The organism is Ampullimonas aquatilis, from assembly GCF_049675895.1.
GTDB classification, from domain to species: Bacteria; Pseudomonadota; Gammaproteobacteria; order Burkholderiales; family Burkholderiaceae_D; genus Ampullimonas; species Ampullimonas aquatilis.
Genome location: NZ_CP183834.1, coordinates 2,093,163 through 2,111,000, shown reverse-complemented (window position 1 = coordinate 2,111,000; position 17,838 = coordinate 2,093,163). Strand labels below are relative to the sequence as shown.

Here is a 17,838-nt window from a genome sequence, read left to right as displayed (position 1 = left end):
TGCTTGCTTGTGCCTGCTTACTCATGCCGTAGGAGTTGATTCAAACTCATCCGCGTGGCATCAATGACTTCGCTGGCAGTAATGCCGAGTGGTCCGATACCTTGTGCGACCAGATCATCGGCACCCTTGCCATGCAGCCAGACACCGGCACAGGCCGCACCCAATGACGACATGCCTTGCGCGAGCAATGCGCCAATCATGCCAGCCAGCACATCGCCAGTACCCGCGGTGGCCAGACCGGCATTACCAGTCGGGTTGACGATCAACATGCCCAGCGGATTGGCAATCACCGTACCCGAACCCTTGAGTACCACGATGGCTTCGTAATGACGGGCCAGTTCCAGTGCGGCGCGCAGGCGGTCTGATTGAATATTTCGGACTTCATCATCGAGCAGGCGTGCGGCTTCCAGTGGATGTGGCGTGAGTACGGTTTCCAGACCATTTTGCTGACGTTGCGCCAATCGCTCGCGCAAGTCGAGATCATCGGCCAAGGTATTGAGTGCATCGGCATCCAGCAATAAAGGGGCAGGGTGATGAAAGGCTTCGGACAACAAACCGGCCTGATCCAGCCCCATGCCCGGGCCAGCCACCACGGCTTGCAGATTGGTTTGCACCAGCGTGGCCGCCTTACGCAGCATCAGCTCGGGTTGTACCGGATCACAAGACAACATGGGCGCGTCAATCAGCCCCACAAATACCCGACCACTCCCCAGCTTAAGTGCCGCGCGACCAGCCAGCAATGCCGCCCCTGCCATGCCATGCACGCCGCCCAAAATGGCGGTGCTGCCATGACTGCCTTTGTGATTGGCATGATGACGCTGGGGCAGTTCGGCTTGCCAGCGCGCCGGTTGATTGAGTACCGCATTGGGTGGAATGCTGGTCAGCGTCGCAGGGTTAACGCCCAATTCTTCCACCCGGACAATGCCGGTGTAGTCACGGCCTGCACCGGTGTAAAGGCCGGGTTTGGCGGCCAGAAAGGTGATGGTATGGGTTGCCACCACGGTGCTGGTGTGTTCCAGCGGCCAGCCGGTATCGGCATTCAAGCCACTCGGAATATCCAGTGCCAACACTTTTTTACCGACATGACGACGCAGGGCACCAATCACCTGCGCGTAGATGCCTTGCGGGGCACGGCTCAAGCCAATGCCAAACAGACCATCGACGACCAGATCGGCGTGTTCGAGCAGCATGGCGTGATCGGCAGGCAGGCCATCTTGCGCCTGTACCAGCTTGAGCCCTGCGCCCTGTGCCAGTGCATAGGCAGCGGCGGCGTCGGCTGGCATCTGGTTGGGATCACCCAAGACCCAGACGGTAATGTTGTGACCGCGTTCGCGCAAGCGCATTGCCGCTTCGAGGGCATCGCCACCATTATTGCCAGGCCCAACCAATAACAAAATCTGTGAGTACGGTGGCACCAGTTCATGGGCCCAATTGGCGGCAACCAGACCGGCGCGTTGCATGAGTGTGCGGGGTGGCAGGCCGACCTGTCCCAACGACTCAATTTCACGGATCAGCTTGCTGCAGTACAGTGCACTCATGGATACTTCCCTAATGTATAAAAAAAGACCTAATAAATACGCACCTAAGAGTGGTTAATTACTTGTTTACTACCCAGGTGTACCACATTTTTGACGTTTTTTGGGTTGGCTGATAAAACTTATAACGCGCCTGCCAGCCGACTTTTTTGCGCCTGATTGCGCAAGCGCAGCGCATTGCTGATCACTGATACCGAACTCAAACTCATGGCGAGTGCGGCAATCATGGGTGAGAGCAACCAACCAGTCCAAGGGTACAACACCCCTGCGGCAAGGGGAATCCCCAGGCTGTTGTAGAAAAACGCAAACCACAAGTTTTGCCGCATATTGCGCACGGTTTGTTGCGACAGGGTGCGTGCCCGCGCAATGCCCCGCAGATCACCCTTAACCAGCGTGACCTGTGCGCTATGCATGGCCACATCGGTGCCACTACCCATGGCAATACCCACATCGGCTTGCGACAAGGCGGGCGCGTCGTTGATGCCATCGCCAGCCATGGCCACTTTGCGTCCCTCGGCCTGAAGCTTGATGATGAGTGCCTGTTTATCGGCTGGGGTGCAATTGCCAAATACCTCGCCATTTTGTTCTTCCAGACCGAGCTGATGACCAATCGCGCGGGCGGTATGTTGGCCATCACCACTGGCCATGATCAGGTGACAACCCTGTGCCCGTAGTTGTTTGAGTGCAGTCAGCGTATCGGGTTTGATCAGGTCGGCCACCACCAGTAAACCAGCCAGTTGTTGATTGACGGACAAATACAAAATGCTGGCACCGGCTTCACTGAGACTATCAATCTGCTCGGCCCAGGGCGCACTGGCCGGGTCAATGGCCATACCTTGCTGTTGCATCAGTGTTGGATTACCCAAGGCAAGTTGTTGTGACTGTCCGGCCGCGTCAATCACACTACCCACGACACCCATGCCAGTGCTGGATTCAAACTGGGTGGTTTTCAATAAGGGCAGGTTTTGTTCTTTGGCTGCGTTGACCAGGGCATGGGCTAGCGGATGTTCACTACCCTGATCCAGACTGGCCGCCAGTTGCAACATCGTCACCGCATCCCATCCCGGAGCGGGCAAGGCTTTGCTAAAGCGCGGCTTGCCTTCGGTCAGCGTGCCGGTCTTATCAAATATCAGCGTGTCGATTTTGCCGAGCTGTTCAATCGCCGCGGCATCGCGAAACAAAATGCCTTCCTGCGCGGCGGTGCCACTGGCTACCATGATCGACATCGGCGTGGCCAAGCCCAGCGCACAAGGGCAGGCAATGATCAGTACCGCTACCGCATTGATCAAACCATATACCCAACCCTGATTGGGCATCAGCCAGGTCCAGGCCAGCCAAGTGAGCAGGGCGCAAACCACCACCATCCCTGCAAACCAGCCGGCCACCTGATCGGCCAAACGTTGCATCGGTGCCTTGGAACGCTGGGCTTGTGCAACCAGTTGCACAATTTGCGCGAGCATGGTCTGGCTGCCGACCTTTTCAGCCTGCATGATCAGGCTGCCGTGGGCGTTGATGGTGGCACCAATCACTTTATCCCCGACTTTTTTACTGACGGGCATTGGCTCGCCCGTGAGCATGGATTCATCAATGGCACTATTGCCTTCGATGACCACGCCATCCACTGGCACCTTTTCACCGGGGCGAATCCGCAAATGATCGCCTGCTTGAATCAATTCCAGCGCGACATCAGTTTCGGTTTGGTCGGCCTGGATGCGTCGTGCGGTTTTGGGCGACAGCCCGAGCAGGGCACGCAAGGCTAGGCCAGTCTGGGCGCGTGCCCGCAGCTCTAAAATCTGGCCAAGCAGGGTCAGGGAAATGATGGTGGTGGCCGCTTCAAAATATACGGCAGTTTGCCCATGCATGGCAAAGGCTGCCGGAATCCAGCGTGGCATGAAGGTGGCCACCGTGCTGTAAATAAAGGCAGTGGCAGTGCCAATCGCAATCAGCGTCCACATATTGGGGCTGGCGTTGCGCACTGAATCCATGCCGCGCTGAAAGAATGGCAAACCCGCCCAGGCCACGACCGGCAAGGCCAGGAGCAACTGCAGCAGATTGAATTGCTGCGCGGTCATGGGTAATACGCTATGCAGCAGTTGATGTCCCCACATTGCGAGCATCATCACCAATACCGAAAATGGCAGCGATACGATAAAGCGCCGCCGAAAATCCGTCAGCTCGGGTGCTTCGGTTTCATCCAGCGTCGGTAACATGGGTTCCAGCGCCATGCCGCACAGAGGACAGTTGGCAGGATGATCCTCGATGATCTCCGGATGCATGGGGCAGGTATAACGCGTGCCTGCAACGGGCTCAGTCATGCCCGTTGGTGCGAAAGGCTGATTGACTGTTTTGGCTGATAAATATTGTTCGGGATGCGCACTGAATTTTTGTACGCAATGGGCACTGCAAAAATAGTAGTTTGTGCCAGCATGCTCAAGATGATGCGGAGATGCAGGCGTCACGCTCATGCCGCAGACCGGATCCAGCAGACTTTGACCGGTTTCGCTCCGAGCCAAAGCAGTGGACTCGCTGGCAGTATGATGGCAGCATGCAGTGTCAGACTTGCTTGGAAATTGGTAAGACTGAAATTGCGTCATGGTCAGCTCTCCTCAAGCTTGAGCATAACGCAAACGGTGCATCATCAGTGCGTTAATGGTTGATGATGTGCCGTTTTATTGCGGGGTTTTGATCCGACACAACCTGCTTCAAGCGGCTGAGTCAATTGATTGAGTCAGTTGATTCAGAGAGCAATGCTTAGTTGGTGCTGGCAATCAACAGGATCCAGCGCTGACCATCAAATTCCTGGGTGGTTTCAAAGCGAATCGTGAAACCAGCTTCTTTAAACAGCAGGCGGTAGTTATGCGCCAGGGAATGTTCATGACCATGTGGCCGTGATTCAGTCTCGCGATCCAGATCGTAGCTGCCAATCGGTTCGATGATGGCAAAGGCGGCAGGTTGCTTGGTTGCCATCACATCGGCAAACAGTTTGGCCAATGTGGCGCGCGGAAAGTATTCCAGTACGCCAGCGTTGGTAAAGTAGATCCAGCCCGGTTGTGCCTGCTGGGGAATCCACTCGGCCGCATCGGCAGCGGCAAAGGCGTATTTGTCCAGGCCGCGAAAGTTTTCCTGATTGAGCTTGATCTGGGCGGGACTGAGATCAAGCCCGACAAAGCGCTTCAATTCAGTCAGATGATTACCCAGATGCTGCAACACCAGTCCGGTGCCACAGCCAATTTCACACAGTGTGCTGTATTGGCCCGGAACACGCTGAATCTCCTTGCGAATTTCCGGTTCAATGGCCGAGTGATGTTCCAGCCAGTATTGTTTGAAAAAAGTGCTGGCTTGCGAGTGAAATTCCACCGCCTGGTCTTTTTTCCAGGCCCATTGATGCAGATGATTGAGTTTATCGAGTGTGCCTGCTTGCGAGTGGGCAGCGACCACCGCGCCGATTGAGCATTTGTCCCAGACGCTGAGGTAATCCGGAATTTGTCCCTTTTCAATTTTTTGCCGCAGACCAGGCTGCAAAGCCAGCAAAATTCGGCCCATTGTCAGGCGCAAAGTGCGTTTGAGGCCCGGCGGGGGCAAAAACATGGGGAACTGAACGTGCTTGATTTTCATGGAAACGCAGACTGAATCAGATGAGCACCTGTCAGAAAATTTGACAGACAGGCACAAAAAAGGTCAAACAGAACATCTTTACGCAAGGATCAGTCCTGCTGGGTCAATCATGGTTTTGCGCTGGGCAATGGTATCGGCCAGCATTTTTCCACATCCGGCAGCCAGACTCCAGCCCAGCTGACCATGACCAATATTCAAAAACACATTGGCACGAGCCGTGGCACCCACCACCGGCAAGCCATGGGGTGTGACGGGGCAGAGGCCAGTCCAGTAGGCGGCACGATTGTAATCAACCGGATAGGGATGCCATTCGTGGGCGATGGTAGTCAGTTTGTCAAACGCCGCCTGACTCTCCGCCTGGCTGGGCTGATGATCCGGCAAAACCAGTTGGGTCATGGCGCTGACGCGCAGTCGTGCCTGCAAATGATTGCCCAGTGGCGTCAGATTGACACCATTGGCGGTATCCAGCAAGGCATGGGCAGGCAATAGTTCTGGATGGCGCAAGGGCAGGGTGGCCGAATAACCTCGCAAGGCCAGCAAAGGGATGCGAATTTTCAGGCGTCGCAACAAGTCTAGTGAGCCCATGCCAGCTGCAATCACAATCGCTTCGTGGTCTTGTGGTGTTTTGCCCAGCATCAACTGGCCACGGCGTTCCTTGAGGCGTACCGAAACAGTCTGGCCGAGCTGAAAGCGCACGTCCATGTCATCACAAATCTGTTTCAGGGTTTTGGCCAGCAAGGCACCGTTGCCGCTGATGGCATCGGCCTGCCAGATACCACCGACCATATCCATGTCTTCTGACAAGGTGGGCACCAGTTTGTAGCTCGCATTGCGATCCAGCCGACTACCACCGTTTTCGCCCAGTCGACCAATCAAGTCAGCCTGAGCCAGATCCAGATCGCTTTCCTTGCGATATAGCTGCAGACAACCACGCCGCTGATCAAGCTCAATATGATGTTGCCTGATGATGTCATCCAGGCAATCCAGGCTGTAGCGACTCAGCCGATAAAGTTGTGCCTGAGCTGCCGGGTATTGCTTGTGACTTAATGACTTGAGCCATTTGCCCAACCAGTTCCAGAAGATGCTGTTATAGCCATGAACAAATTGCAGCTGACTCTTTTTGGATAAATGCCTGACCAGTTCGGCCAGACTCGCGGGTTTGCTCCACGGTGCCGACCAGGATGGGCACAGAATGCCGCCATGAGCAAAGCTGGCTTCTTGCGCCGGGGCATTGCAACGGTCATAGACCGTGACGGTATGTCCGTCCCGCGCCAAATAGTAAGCCGTATTCATGCCGATGATACCGGCCCCCACCACTGCAATTTTCATAGTTTCTTATATTTTTAAATGCGGCTTGCCGAAAGGATGACACCTGACGACCAATGTTCTGATATCGAGCACAATATAATCGAAAAGAAGGTGGTGTGGCATACACGCAAACGAGATTGACAATCTCTGTTGCTTAAAATCTGATGTACCCTCGAATTTATACCCTGTATCTGTACCCGATTTACTGAGCAATCAGTCAGAAAAGTTAACCATTTATGCAGCAAGCAGCACTTAGTCTTCAGTTTCACGATTTGCCAACTGACCGTCCGCCGCGCTGGCAGTTTTGGGTTGACCGGGGCGGCACCTTTACGGATATTGTGGCGCTGCAACCTGACGGCAAGCTGGTCACTCATAAACTGCTATCGGAAAATCCTGAATACTATGCCGATGCTGCTGTGGCGGGGATTCGTTATTTACTGGGCGTGGCAGACGGTCAGCCCATTGATGCGAGCCTGATTGATTGTGTGAAGATGGGCACCACCGTGGCGACCAATGCCTTGCTGGAAAGGAAGGGGGCACCCACACTCTTATGTATCACCAAGGGTTTTCATGATGCCCTGCGCATTGCCTATCAAAATCGGCCGCGTCTGTTTGATCTGCAGATTCAATTACCCGAATTGCTGTATCGGCAAGTCATTGAAGTGGATGAACGCCTGAATGCGCGTGGCGAGGTATTACAAGCGCTGGGTACGGCAAAGGTGCTGGCGGATTTGCAGACTCAGTACGCGGCGGGCTATCGCGCCATTGCGATTGTGCTCATGCATGCCTGGTGTTATCCGCAGCATGAAGCGCAGATTGCCGAGCTGGCCAGGCAAGTCGGTTTTACCCAGATATCCACTTCGCATCAGATCAGCCCATTGATGAAACTCGTGGCGCGGGGTGATACCACGGTGGTGGATGCGTATCTGTCACCAGTATTGCGTCATTATGTGAATCAGGTAGCCAAGGCACTGCCGGGTGTCAATGTGCAATTCATGCAAAGCAATGGCGGCTTGACGGCGGCCAGCCATTTTCAGGGTAAGGACAGTATCTTGTCGGGCCCGGCCGGTGGTATTGTCGGCATGGTGCGCAGCAGTCTGAGTGCTGGCTTTAATCGTATTATCGGCTTTGATATGGGCGGCACGTCAACCGATGTCTCGCATTTCAAGTCGGACCATTTTGATGCCGCAGCGCTGAGCGAAATGGAGCGCAGCTTTGACACGCAAATTGCTGGTGTGCGCATGCGCGTGCCGATGTTATCGATTCATACGGTGGCGGCTGGTGGCGGTTCGATTGTTCATTTTGATGGCGAGCGTTTGCGGATTGGTCCAGATTCGGCGGGCGCCAATCCGGGACCGGCCAGTTATCGACGTGGTGGGCCTTTGACAGTTACCGATTGCAATGTGTTGCTGGGCAAGATCGTCCCGGCGCACTTTCCACATGTGTTTGGTGCAATGGGTAATGAGCCGCTGGATCGGCGCATCGTCATGAAAAAAATGAATGAGTTGTCAGATACCATGAGCAAGGCACATGGCAAGTTGATGACCTGGGAAATGGTTGCCGAGGGCGCATTGCAGATTGCGGTAGCCAACATGGCCAATGCCATCAAACAGATATCGGTAGCGCGTGGTCATGATGTGAGCCATTATGTCCTGACCACCTTTGGTGGTGCCGGCGGTCAGCATGCCTGTCTGGTGGCCGATGCCCTGGGCATGAAAACGGTCTTTGCGCATCCTTTGGCGGGTGTCTTGTCGGCTTACGGCATGGGGCTTGCCAACCAGAGTGCCATGCGTGAGGCAACGGTCGAGTTGCCTTTTGTGGATGGCGCTTTGCTTGAGCTGGAAGCTCAGTGGCAAAAATTGAGTCTGCAAGCCGTGACGCATTTGCAAAGTCAGGGTATTGCGGCTGCCAGGATCCAGCTGATTCAAAGAGCACGCCTGCGGTATGTGGGTTCCGATTCGGTCATCACTGTGCTCAAAGATTCGCTGCCCAATATGCAGCAACAATTTGAAGCAATCTATCAACAGCGCTTTGCTTTATTGATGAGTGGCAAAGCCATTTGGTTTGATAGTCTGGAAGTCGAAGCCGTGCACGAAGCCGCTGATGTGAGTGCTGATCTGCAACAACGTTATCAGCCTGATCCGCTGAGTCATATCGGCTTGCATGGTCAGTCAGTGCGGATGTATAGCGCTGGACGCTGGCGTGATGCGATTTTGTATCCACGTGCCAATTTGCAACCCGGTCATCATATTCCGGGGCCCGCCATCATTGCTGAGGACAATGCCACGACAGTGGTGGAAGTGGGTTGGCAGGCTGAGGTAACAGCCCAGAATAATCTGGTGCTACGTCGTGTTATGCCGCTCGCACTACCATCCACCGGTAAAGTGACGCAACAGCAAACCGAACAGCCTGAAACGGCTGATCCGGTGTTGCTCGAAGTGTTCAATAATCTCTTCATGAGTATTGCCGAGCAGATGGGGGCAAGGCTACAGAGCACGGCGTACTCGGTCAATATCAAGGAACGTCTGGATTTTTCGTGTGCCATCTTTGATGCACAAGGCAATCTGATTGCCAATGCACCGCATATGCCGGTCCATCTGGGGTCGATGGGGGAAAGCATCAAGACCATTATCATGCGCAATGAAGGATGCATACAGGCGGGTGATGTGTTTGCGCTGAATGATCCCTATGCCGGTGGCACCCACTTGCCCGATGTCACCGTCATTACCCCGGTGTTTGATGAAGCGGGGCAGACACTCCTGTTTTATGTGGCTTCGCGTGGTCATCATGCCGATATAGGCGGCATCACGCCCGGTTCCATGCCACCCCATTCAACCATGGTGCAGGAAGAGGGCGTCCTGCTCGACAATCTGTGCATCATGAGCAGGGGCGAGTTGCACGAAGCTGAATTGCGCAGGTTGTTGACCACAGCGCCTTATCCGGCGCGTAATGTCGAGCAGAATCTGGCCGACTTGCGGGCCCAGATTGCGGCCAATCAAAAAGGTTGTGATGAACTGCTGGCCATGGTCAGTCATTACAGTCTGGCCGTGGTACAGGCTTATATGCAGCATGTGCAGGACAATGCCGAACGTGCAGTGCGTTTGGCGATCAAGGCTCTGCCACTCAATAAGGGTAGTTACCGCTATCAACTCGATAATGGTGCGGTGATTGTGGTGCAGGTCAGCCTGGATAAAGACCGTGGCGAAGCGGTAGTCGACTTCACCGGTACTTCGGCGCAGCTGCCCAACAATTTCAATGCGCCACGCGCTGTCTGCATTGCCGCCGTGCTGTATGTGTTTCGCACCCTGGTCAATGATGATATGCCGCTCAATGCGGGTTGCCTCAAACCCATCAAGGTCATCATTCCCGAAGGCTCCATGCTCAATCCGAATTTTCCGGCGGCGGTGGTATCGGGCAATGTGGAAACCTCGTCCTGCATCACCAATGCCTTGTACGGCGCCCTGCAAATCATGGCGGCCAGTCAGGGCACCATGAATAACTTCACCTTTGGCAATGCGCAGTATCAGTATTACGAAACCATTTCCGGTGGGTCGGGTGCCGGCAATGGTTTTGCCGGTTGTGATGTGGTGCAGACCCATATGACCAACTCGCGTCTGACGGATCCCGAAGTACTCGAATGGCGTTATCCGGTGCTGCTGGAAAGCTATGCGATTCGGCCACACTCCGGTGGAGCAGGGCAATGGTCCGGTGGCAATGGCGGCGTGCGCCGCGTCCGTTTTCTGGAAACCATGACCGCCAGCATTCTTTCCAATAACCGGCTGCACGCGCCATTTGGCATGGCTAGGGGTGCTGACGGTGCCACCGGCTATAACCGCGTGATTCGTGCCAATGGACAGGTGGAGGCATTGCAGTTTGTCGACAGTACCACCATGCAGCCTGGCGATGTGTTTGAAATCGGCACACCGGGTGGCGGTGGCTATGGTGCTGCAGTTTAGTTGAAGAGATTGGATTGAACCGCCAAGAGGCCAAGGAAAGGTAAAGGCATTTACCACAAAGACACAAAGCAGTCATAAAGAATACCAAGAAGAATCTGCGATCAAGTGCGCTGTTCACTACGCAATCTAGGATAGAGCATGAATCAATAAGAATGCGCTGCCTGTGCGTTGGCATTGTGCCCCGAAGTGCTTTTGACTTGGTGTTCTGCGTGTCTTTGTGGCAAACGCTTTTGATCTTCAGATTTTCTTGGCGGCCTTGGCGTCTTGGCAGTTCAATCCATTCCCTTGCACCACAACTCGAATTAACGGTACTTTTCTGTCTTATTCAAACGATGCCGGGGCATTCATCTTGCCGACAATGTGATCATTCCCTAAGGAGTGATCAATGGCAAAAATCATCAGTATTATTGGCAATAAGGGCGGTACCGGCAAAACCACGGTGTCTCATATGCTCTCACAGGGGTTGGGCGATACCGGTTGCTATACCGTGGCGGTGCTCACGGATTGCGAGCGTGACAAGCTGTCGCGCAACGGCCGCAGTTATCTGCCATTTGACGCCCGGAATGCAGAAAACCTTGAGAAAGTGGCGGCCAAACTGACCAATACGCCGGATTGGTTTGGCGTCTTTGACGGTGGTGCCAATCGTACCGATGTGGATCGCAAACTGGCTGCCATGTCCGATGTGGTGCTTTTACCGTTTCGTGATTCAGAAGAAGACATTCGTGCGTTGCTTCAGGATCTGGAACGCTTTCCCAAAGCCTATGCCTTGCCTTCCCAATGGCCCACCAATGTGTGGCAGAAGATGACCGCTTCCAAACTGGTCAGCCGCATGCTGGCTGGTTATGAAGATCGCATCATCGCGCCGGTTTACAACATTTCGGTGAGCAAGATGCTCTTGCGTGGCGAACTGGAAGAAAAACTGCCCAGTCATCTCAATAATGCCTGTCGTGCCATTACACAACAAGTGCTGGAACTGATTGCCAGCCAGGAAATTCGTCGTGCACAGGTCGATCCGGCGACTTTGCCAGCGGTCGAAGTTGAAGAATTTGTCTAAATTATCAAATTTAAATTTTCAAATTACGAAAGCCTTAAAAAATGGAAACAGCAGTCAAAACTCAAGCGACGATCATGCTGGTCGATGACAGCAAGGTGTCGCGCATGATGAGTGGTGCGATGGTCAAAAAGTACCGGATTCAAGTCAATATCATTGAAGCGGCAGATGGCAATGCTGCACTGGCCTTGTTGGAACAGCACAAGCCTGATATTGGCATCATTGACATGAATATGCCGGGTATGACCGGATTGGATTTGATTGCGATTTTGAAGCAACGCTTGCCCAACTTCAAGGCGGCTTTATTGACAGCCAATGGTCAGGAGCACGTACAAAAAATGGCGTCTGATCTGGGCGTATATTTCTTTCGTAAGCCAATCACAGAACCATTAATTGTTGAAATTCTTAAAACCCTGTTGCCGGAGTAATCAGCATGAGTCACGATATTCTCATGCCTGAAGCCACCAAGCAGGACGACTTACCGGTTCAATTGACGGAGTTGCAACTGGATGCCCTGGCTGAAACCTTTAATCTTTCATTGGGTGAGGCGGCAGAAGTTTTCTCACAGATCGTGGCGGACCGGATTGACTTATCGGTACCGACGGTGGAACTGGTGTCGCGCGAGCAACTCATCGAGTATTTGGCGCAGTTGCATGGTCGTGATGGTACACAAAGGATATGTGGCATCTCTCAGGCATTTGAAGATCATCAGGATTTTCATACTGAAACGGTGTTGCTGTTTCCAGAACGTGGCTGTCTGGAAATTGTACGGCGCATGCTCGGTGATGCGGTACATGTCGATAACATTACCGAGCTGGAGCAAGATGCGCTGGCCGAAATTGGCAACATCATCATCAATAGCTGCATGAACAGCTTGTCCAATCTGTTTCAGACCGAGCTGTTGGGTACCTTGCCTAGAATCGTATTTATCCAGGGTGGTGAAACTTATGTGGAGGGCGAGACAGATCGCAATATTTTACTGGCTCGAATCGGTATGAGTCTGTCGAGCGAAAATGTGACTGGCTATGTGTTGTTCATCATGGATTTACCGTCAATCCGCAGTTTTGTGAATAAGATTGAGTCCCTGTTTGGTATTTCGTGAAAAAGAACTCATGGGAAAAATTCTTGGATTGAGCAAGACGTCTTTTGATCATATGAATTCGCCATTTAGCTCGCCATTGATTGATGCTCTTGAATGTGGTGTCGTCGTACTGGATCGTGAGGCCAGAGTGTGTCAGTGGAATAGCTGGCTGGCGCGTCATACCTTTACCAATGAAGAGCAGGTGCTGGGTATTTCCATGCAGTTGGCTTTTCAGGGTGCGATTGATCCCCGCGTTGATTTTGTGGTGCGCGATGCGCTGGATCTGGGGATGTCGTCTTTGTTATCCCATGCCTTGCATCCCAGTCCATTTCCTATTTTTGCCGATCGTGATAGTCCTGAGCGCATTAAACAGGCTGTGCGGATTTCACCCTTGTACAGCAGTGATGGCCAGCGTTGGTGTCTGATCATCATCAATGACATTACATCGACCGTTCAGCGTGAGAATCTGTTGCGTGAACAGGCACGACGGCTCTCAGAAAAGGTGGAGCATCTGACCGATATGCAGGAACAGCTGCGGCATAGTGAAGCTCGTTTTAAAGAGCTGGCCCGGCAGGCACCGGTGGGTATCTTTGAAACCAGTATTGCGGGCGATATGCTCTATGCCAATGAGTTTTGGCTAGCCTTGATTGGCCGTACCCTGGATGATTGTCGTGGCAAGGATTGGGTCAGTTTTGTCGCTTTGGAAGATGTCGAGCGGGCGCGTAATTTATGGCATCAGGCAGCGCAATCACGAACCCGTTTTAGTGGTGAGTTTCGCTTTAACACCCGTTTGTCCAAATTTCCAACTCATAAGGTCTGGATGCGGATTGATATCACGCCGGTGCGTGATCAGCCCGGGCAGATTGCTGGCTTCATCGGTACGGTGGTGGATATTCACGAAACCAAGGAAATTGCCTTGCGTGATGCCAGACAAGCGATGTATGACGGTCTTACCGATTTGTACAATCGTGCCCATTTCAATGCCCTGTTTGAAAAAGCGTTGATTTCGGCCAGACAATTGCAGCGTCAATTGGTGGTGTTATTCATGGATCTGGATAACTTCAAGCCGATTAACGATCAGTTTGGCCATGAAGCCGGGGATGAAGTATTGAGAGCAGTCGGGCGGCGACTGCAACGTGCGTTGCGACAGGATGATGTCGTGGCGCGTTTTGGTGGCGATGAGTTTGTCGCGCTGCTCAATGATGTGCGCTCGCCGACAGATATTGACCTGATCAAGAAAAAAATCCAGCGTGCTTTTGGTCAGCCCATCAACATTCGTAGCCGCCATGTGAATGTCACGGTTTCAATTGGTGCAGCGGTTTATCCAGAGCATGGCCGAAACATTTCAAGGCTCTTGCATCATGCCGATAGTGCGATGTATGCCGTCAAACAGGCTGGCCGGATAAAGTTTACCGAGGGCGATAGAGGAATTGGGTAGTATTTATTTTTTAACCTTAAATTACGCAATTAAACAGCTAATAATTATATATACCACTACCCAGTATCAATTATTTTCGAATCCGACTGCGAATTTAACTGCGTTGTGAGTAACCAGTTGCCCACTCCCCAAGCCCTTGTCGAGACATTGCCTATCGTGTTTTACCGGCCTTTTGCAAGGCATCATGTGGGTAGCATGCGGGCAAGATAAACCATCCCCTTCGGCCCCTTCCACGTTTACCTCTGTTGGCAAGCGCAGCCGCCCCGTATAATGCTGGTTTACCGAACTCGCTTGCCTCTGGTTGCAGGCTTTTCCTCATTTTCTTCACTGCGCATCTTTCATCTATGTCCGGCAACACATTAGGCACTCTGTTTACCGTTACCACTTTTGGCGAATCTCATGGCCCGGCAATCGGCTGCGTGATTGATGGCTGTCCACCAGGTATGGCATTGGGTCTGGCAGATATTCAGCCCGAACTGGATTTACGCAAGCCCGGCACGTCACGGCATGTGACCCAGCGGCAAGAGTCCGACACAGTTGAAATTCTGTCCGGCATTTTTGAAGGACAGACCACCGGTGCGCCGATTGCGTTGTTGATTCGCAATGAAGATCAGCGCAGCAAAGACTACGGCAATATCGCCGAGACCTTTCGTCCCGGTCATGCCGACTATACCTACTGGCATAAATACGGGATTCGCGATCATCGTGGCGGTGGCCGTTCATCGGCACGTTTGACCGCGCCGATCGTGGGCGCGGGTGCGGTGGCCAAAAAATGGTTGCGCGAAAAATATGGTATTGAAATTCGTGGCTATATGTCGCAACTCGGTGAGATTGTGGTGCCGTTTGAGTCTTGGGAACACGTTCGCACCAATCCATTTTTTGCGGCCAACAACAGCGTGATCGGCCAGCTCGAAACCTATATGGACGAGCTGCGCAAGGACGGTGATTCGTGTGGCGCACGGATTGAAGTCGTGGCCACGGGTGTGCCAGTGGGTTTGGGTGAGCCGCTGTTTGACAAGCTCGATGCCGACATCGCTTATGCGATGATGGGTATCAACGCGGTGAAGGGCGTGGAAATCGGTGCCGGTTTTGCCAGTGTGGCGCAAAAGGGGAGTGTGCATGGTGATGAACTGACACCCGCAGGATTTTTGAGCAATAACGCTGGTGGTATGTTGGGTGGTATATCCAGTGGCCAGGATATTACCGTCTCGATTGCCATCAAACCAACCTCATCAATCCGCACACCACGGCGCTCGATTGACAAGGCAGGCAACCCAATTGAAGTGCAAACCTTTGGTCGCCATGATCCTTGCGTTGGCATTCGTGCCACGCCAATTGCCGAAGCCATGCTCGCGCTGGTGCTGATGGATCATGTCTTGCGTCATCGTGCGCAATGTGCCGATGTGTCGGTGGCCACGCCAGTTATTCCCGCCCAGGCTGGCCGCAAGGTTTAAGCCTTAAGCTCAATAAGCTGTTTTCTGTCGCGCTAGGTCAGTATGGTGAATGTCAGAACCGTCAATCTCAAAGTCAGATTGCTTAATGCTTGGGTATTGACGCTGCTGGTGGTCATGCTGGTGTTTGCTGCCATTGGCTGGATGACCAGCATGCCCGGTCAACTCTATAGCGGGGTACGTTCTTCACCTGATGCCAACACCATTGAAATGGCGGCACAGTTGCAGCGGCATGTGCTGGCCGTGGCGCGAGTGCCACATCATGCGCAAGAAATGGTGGCCTTGCAGCAGGTACAGGCTTATCTCACCGATAGTTTAACGGCTATGGGTTATCAGGTCAGGCCGGAAGCGGTTCCTGGTGGCCAAGGCCCGGTCTATAACCTGATTGCCGAATTACCGGCTACCCGGCCATCAGCCGATAAACCCACATGGCTGGTGATTGGTGCGCATTATGATTCGGTGCCTACCAGCCCGGGTGCCGATGATAATGCCTCGGGCGTGGCTGCACTGCTGGTGCTGGCCGAAAGTTTGCGCCATCAAGCCAAGGCAACCAAGATTGGGGTACGCTTTGAACTCTACGTCAACGAAGAAGATCCTTATTTCAAAACGCCCACCATGGGCAGTCTGGTGCGGGCCAAAAATAGTACCGTCGCAGGTGATCAGCTATTGGGCATGTTGTCACTGGAAGCGATTGGCTGTTTCAGCGATGCACCCGATAGTCAGGATTTACCTTGGCCTTTCAGCCTGCTGTATCCGGATACTGGCAATTACATTGGCCTGGTGGGCAAGTTGCAAGCGCGTGACTGGGTGCGTCAGATCACGGGCTTGTTGCGCAGTCATGCGCTATTGCCAATTCATGGTGGCGTGGCACCCGGCCTGTTTGAAGAGGTCGACTGGTCTGATCATTGGTCGTATAGCGAGCAAGGTGTTCCTGCGCTGATGATCACCGATACGGCGTTAAATCGGAATCATGATTATCACAAGATGAGCGATACCCCAGAAAAGCTGGATTACATTCGGCTCGCCTTGCTGGTGCAGGCACTGCAAGCCACGGTATATGATCTGACTGACGCAGTGACTGATTCAGCAACTGACTCGTCAAGCGGTACGGCAACGCTGCCCAATGGTCAGTCTGCCGAGCAGTTCAAGCCTGTCTCAGCCACTGCACTTTCACCCACTCGTTAGTTTTTCATGCCCTTTCAGGTCGTCCCCGGCGCATATCGGTTTGCGCTGTTTTTCTTTTGCTACTTTGCTTTTTATGGCGTGTATTCGCCTTATCTGTCGCTGTACTTTGAACACCTTGGTTTTAACGCCCTGCAAATTGGCGTGCTGATGGCGGTGATTCAGGTCACGCGGGTGTTTGGCCCAACGCTCTGGGGTTGGGTGGCTGATAGCCTGCACACCCGGATTGCCGTGGTACGGGCAACCTCCACACTGGCTTTGCTATTCTTTCCGGCGCTGTTTTTTGTCCGAGACTTTGCCTGGATGTTTTGTGCCATGGCCTTGATCAATCTCTTTACCTGCTCGCAAACACCGTTGGTGGAAGCTATGGCCGTCGGCGTCACGCAGGGCCACGCAGGCCATTTTGGACGACTGCGTTTATGGGGCAGCATTGGTTTTATTGTGACGGTTGGCGCAGGCGGATATGTGATTGAACATCTGGGTGTGGCACGCTTTCCCTGGATTGCCATCACGCTATTTGGTTTGGCTGTTGCCAGCGTTTATCAGTTGCGTGATTTTCAGGCACCTGTACCACAACGCATCCAGGGCAGGGTGCGGCAACTGCTGGTGCAACCGGCGGTAGCCTGGTTTTTTGTCGCCAGTTTTTTGATGATTCTGGCGCATGTGGGCTGGTATGTGTTCTATTCCATTTATTTGTCCGAGCTGGGCTACAGCAAGACCCAGGTGGGGGGCATGTGGGCACTGGGTGTGTTGGCCGAAGTACTGTTTTTCTTTTGGCAAGGGCCGGTGTTTCGGCGTTTTTCCTTGCAACTGATTTTACTCGCCTGTTTTGCACTCGCGGCGGTGCGCTTTAGCATCATGGCCTGGCTGGCGCAGTCGGTGGTGCTGATGATGGCGGCGCAACTCCTGCATGCCGCCACCTTTGCCGCACATCACACGGCCAGCGTATTGCGTCTGCAAACCTGGTTTGGCGGGCCCTTGCAGGCACGTGGTCAGGCTTTATATAGCAGCCTTGCTTATGGGTTGAGTGGGGCGATTGGTGGCGTGGCGCTGGGGGCTTTGTGGAAGAGCTATGGTGCCTGTGCGGTGTATGGTCTGTCAGCCATCTTTGCCTTGCTCGGTGCTTTGGCGATGCGCCAGTCGTTTTACCGTAGCCAGCATCTTGCCGAACATGTCGAGCCATCTGCCTAGTAGGCAGATGGCGTGGTCGGAGGCATAGCA

12 protein-coding genes are annotated in these 17,838 nt (G+C 53.5%); 8 read left to right on the top strand and 4 right to left on the bottom strand.

Features of this window, described 5'->3' with window-relative positions:
• Positions 1 to 17: 17 nt before the first annotated feature.
• The 4 genes from ACMYR3_RS09725 to ACMYR3_RS09710 form a co-directional block, all read right to left on the bottom strand.
• On the bottom strand, positions 18 to 1,538 hold the full coding sequence (locus ACMYR3_RS09725) for an NAD(P)H-hydrate dehydratase (RefSeq protein WP_424191698.1): 1,521 nt from the start codon (positions 1,536 to 1,538) through the stop codon (positions 18 to 20).
• Between the two features lie 119 nt (positions 1,539 to 1,657).
• A complete protein-coding gene (locus ACMYR3_RS09720; protein WP_424191696.1) occupies positions 1,658 to 4,129 on the bottom strand; it encodes a heavy metal translocating P-type ATPase in 2,472 nt (823 codons plus the stop codon).
• A 157-nt stretch (positions 4,130 to 4,286) separates the two neighbouring features.
• Complete coding sequence (locus ACMYR3_RS09715; protein ID WP_424191694.1) at positions 4,287 to 5,150, bottom strand: class I SAM-dependent methyltransferase; 864 nt, start codon at positions 5,148 to 5,150, stop codon at positions 4,287 to 4,289.
• Between the two features lie 78 nt (positions 5,151 to 5,228).
• The gene (locus ACMYR3_RS09710) at positions 5,229 to 6,479 is read right to left on the bottom strand and encodes an FAD-dependent oxidoreductase (RefSeq protein WP_424191692.1); all 1,251 of its coding nucleotides are present in this window, start codon (positions 6,477 to 6,479) and stop codon (positions 5,229 to 5,231) included.
• 215 nt (positions 6,480 to 6,694) lie between these two features.
• Here ACMYR3_RS09710 and ACMYR3_RS09705 point away from each other — a divergent pair, with 215 nt between their 5' ends.
• The 8 genes from ACMYR3_RS09705 (at position 6,695) to ACMYR3_RS09670 (ending at position 17,808) form a co-directional block, all read left to right on the top strand.
• Positions 6,695 to 10,414: a hydantoinase B/oxoprolinase family protein gene (locus ACMYR3_RS09705; RefSeq protein ID WP_424191690.1), complete on the top strand. Its 3,720-nt coding sequence runs from the start codon at positions 6,695 to 6,697 to the stop codon at positions 10,412 to 10,414.
• Between the two features lie 385 nt (positions 10,415 to 10,799).
• Positions 10,800 to 11,468: a hypothetical protein gene (locus ACMYR3_RS09700; protein ID WP_424191688.1), complete on the top strand. Its 669-nt coding sequence runs from the start codon at positions 10,800 to 10,802 to the stop codon at positions 11,466 to 11,468.
• Between the two features lie 41 nt (positions 11,469 to 11,509).
• A complete protein-coding gene (locus ACMYR3_RS09695; protein WP_424191686.1) occupies positions 11,510 to 11,893 on the top strand; it encodes a response regulator in 384 nt (127 codons plus the stop codon).
• A 5-nt stretch (positions 11,894 to 11,898) separates the two neighbouring features.
• The gene (locus ACMYR3_RS09690; protein ID WP_424191684.1) at positions 11,899 to 12,567 is read left to right on the top strand and encodes a chemotaxis protein CheC; all 669 of its coding nucleotides are present in this window, start codon (positions 11,899 to 11,901) and stop codon (positions 12,565 to 12,567) included.
• Between the two features lie 10 nt (positions 12,568 to 12,577).
• Positions 12,578 to 13,984 (top strand): diguanylate cyclase, encoded by a 1,407-nt coding sequence (locus tag ACMYR3_RS09685; RefSeq protein ID WP_424191682.1) that lies wholly within the window; start codon positions 12,578 to 12,580, stop codon positions 13,982 to 13,984.
• A gap of 344 nt (positions 13,985 to 14,328) precedes the next feature.
• On the top strand, positions 14,329 to 15,438 hold the full coding sequence (gene aroC / locus ACMYR3_RS09680) for a chorismate synthase (protein WP_424191680.1): 1,110 nt from the start codon (positions 14,329 to 14,331) through the stop codon (positions 15,436 to 15,438).
• A gap of 42 nt (positions 15,439 to 15,480) precedes the next feature.
• Positions 15,481 to 16,620: a M28 family peptidase gene (locus ACMYR3_RS09675; RefSeq protein WP_424191678.1), complete on the top strand. Its 1,140-nt coding sequence runs from the start codon at positions 15,481 to 15,483 to the stop codon at positions 16,618 to 16,620.
• Positions 16,621 to 16,626: 6 nt separating this feature from the next.
• Positions 16,627 to 17,808, top strand: a complete 1,182-nt coding sequence (locus tag ACMYR3_RS09670; RefSeq protein WP_424191676.1) for an MFS transporter — start codon at positions 16,627 to 16,629, stop codon at positions 17,806 to 17,808.
• Positions 17,809 to 17,838 lie beyond the last annotated feature (30 nt).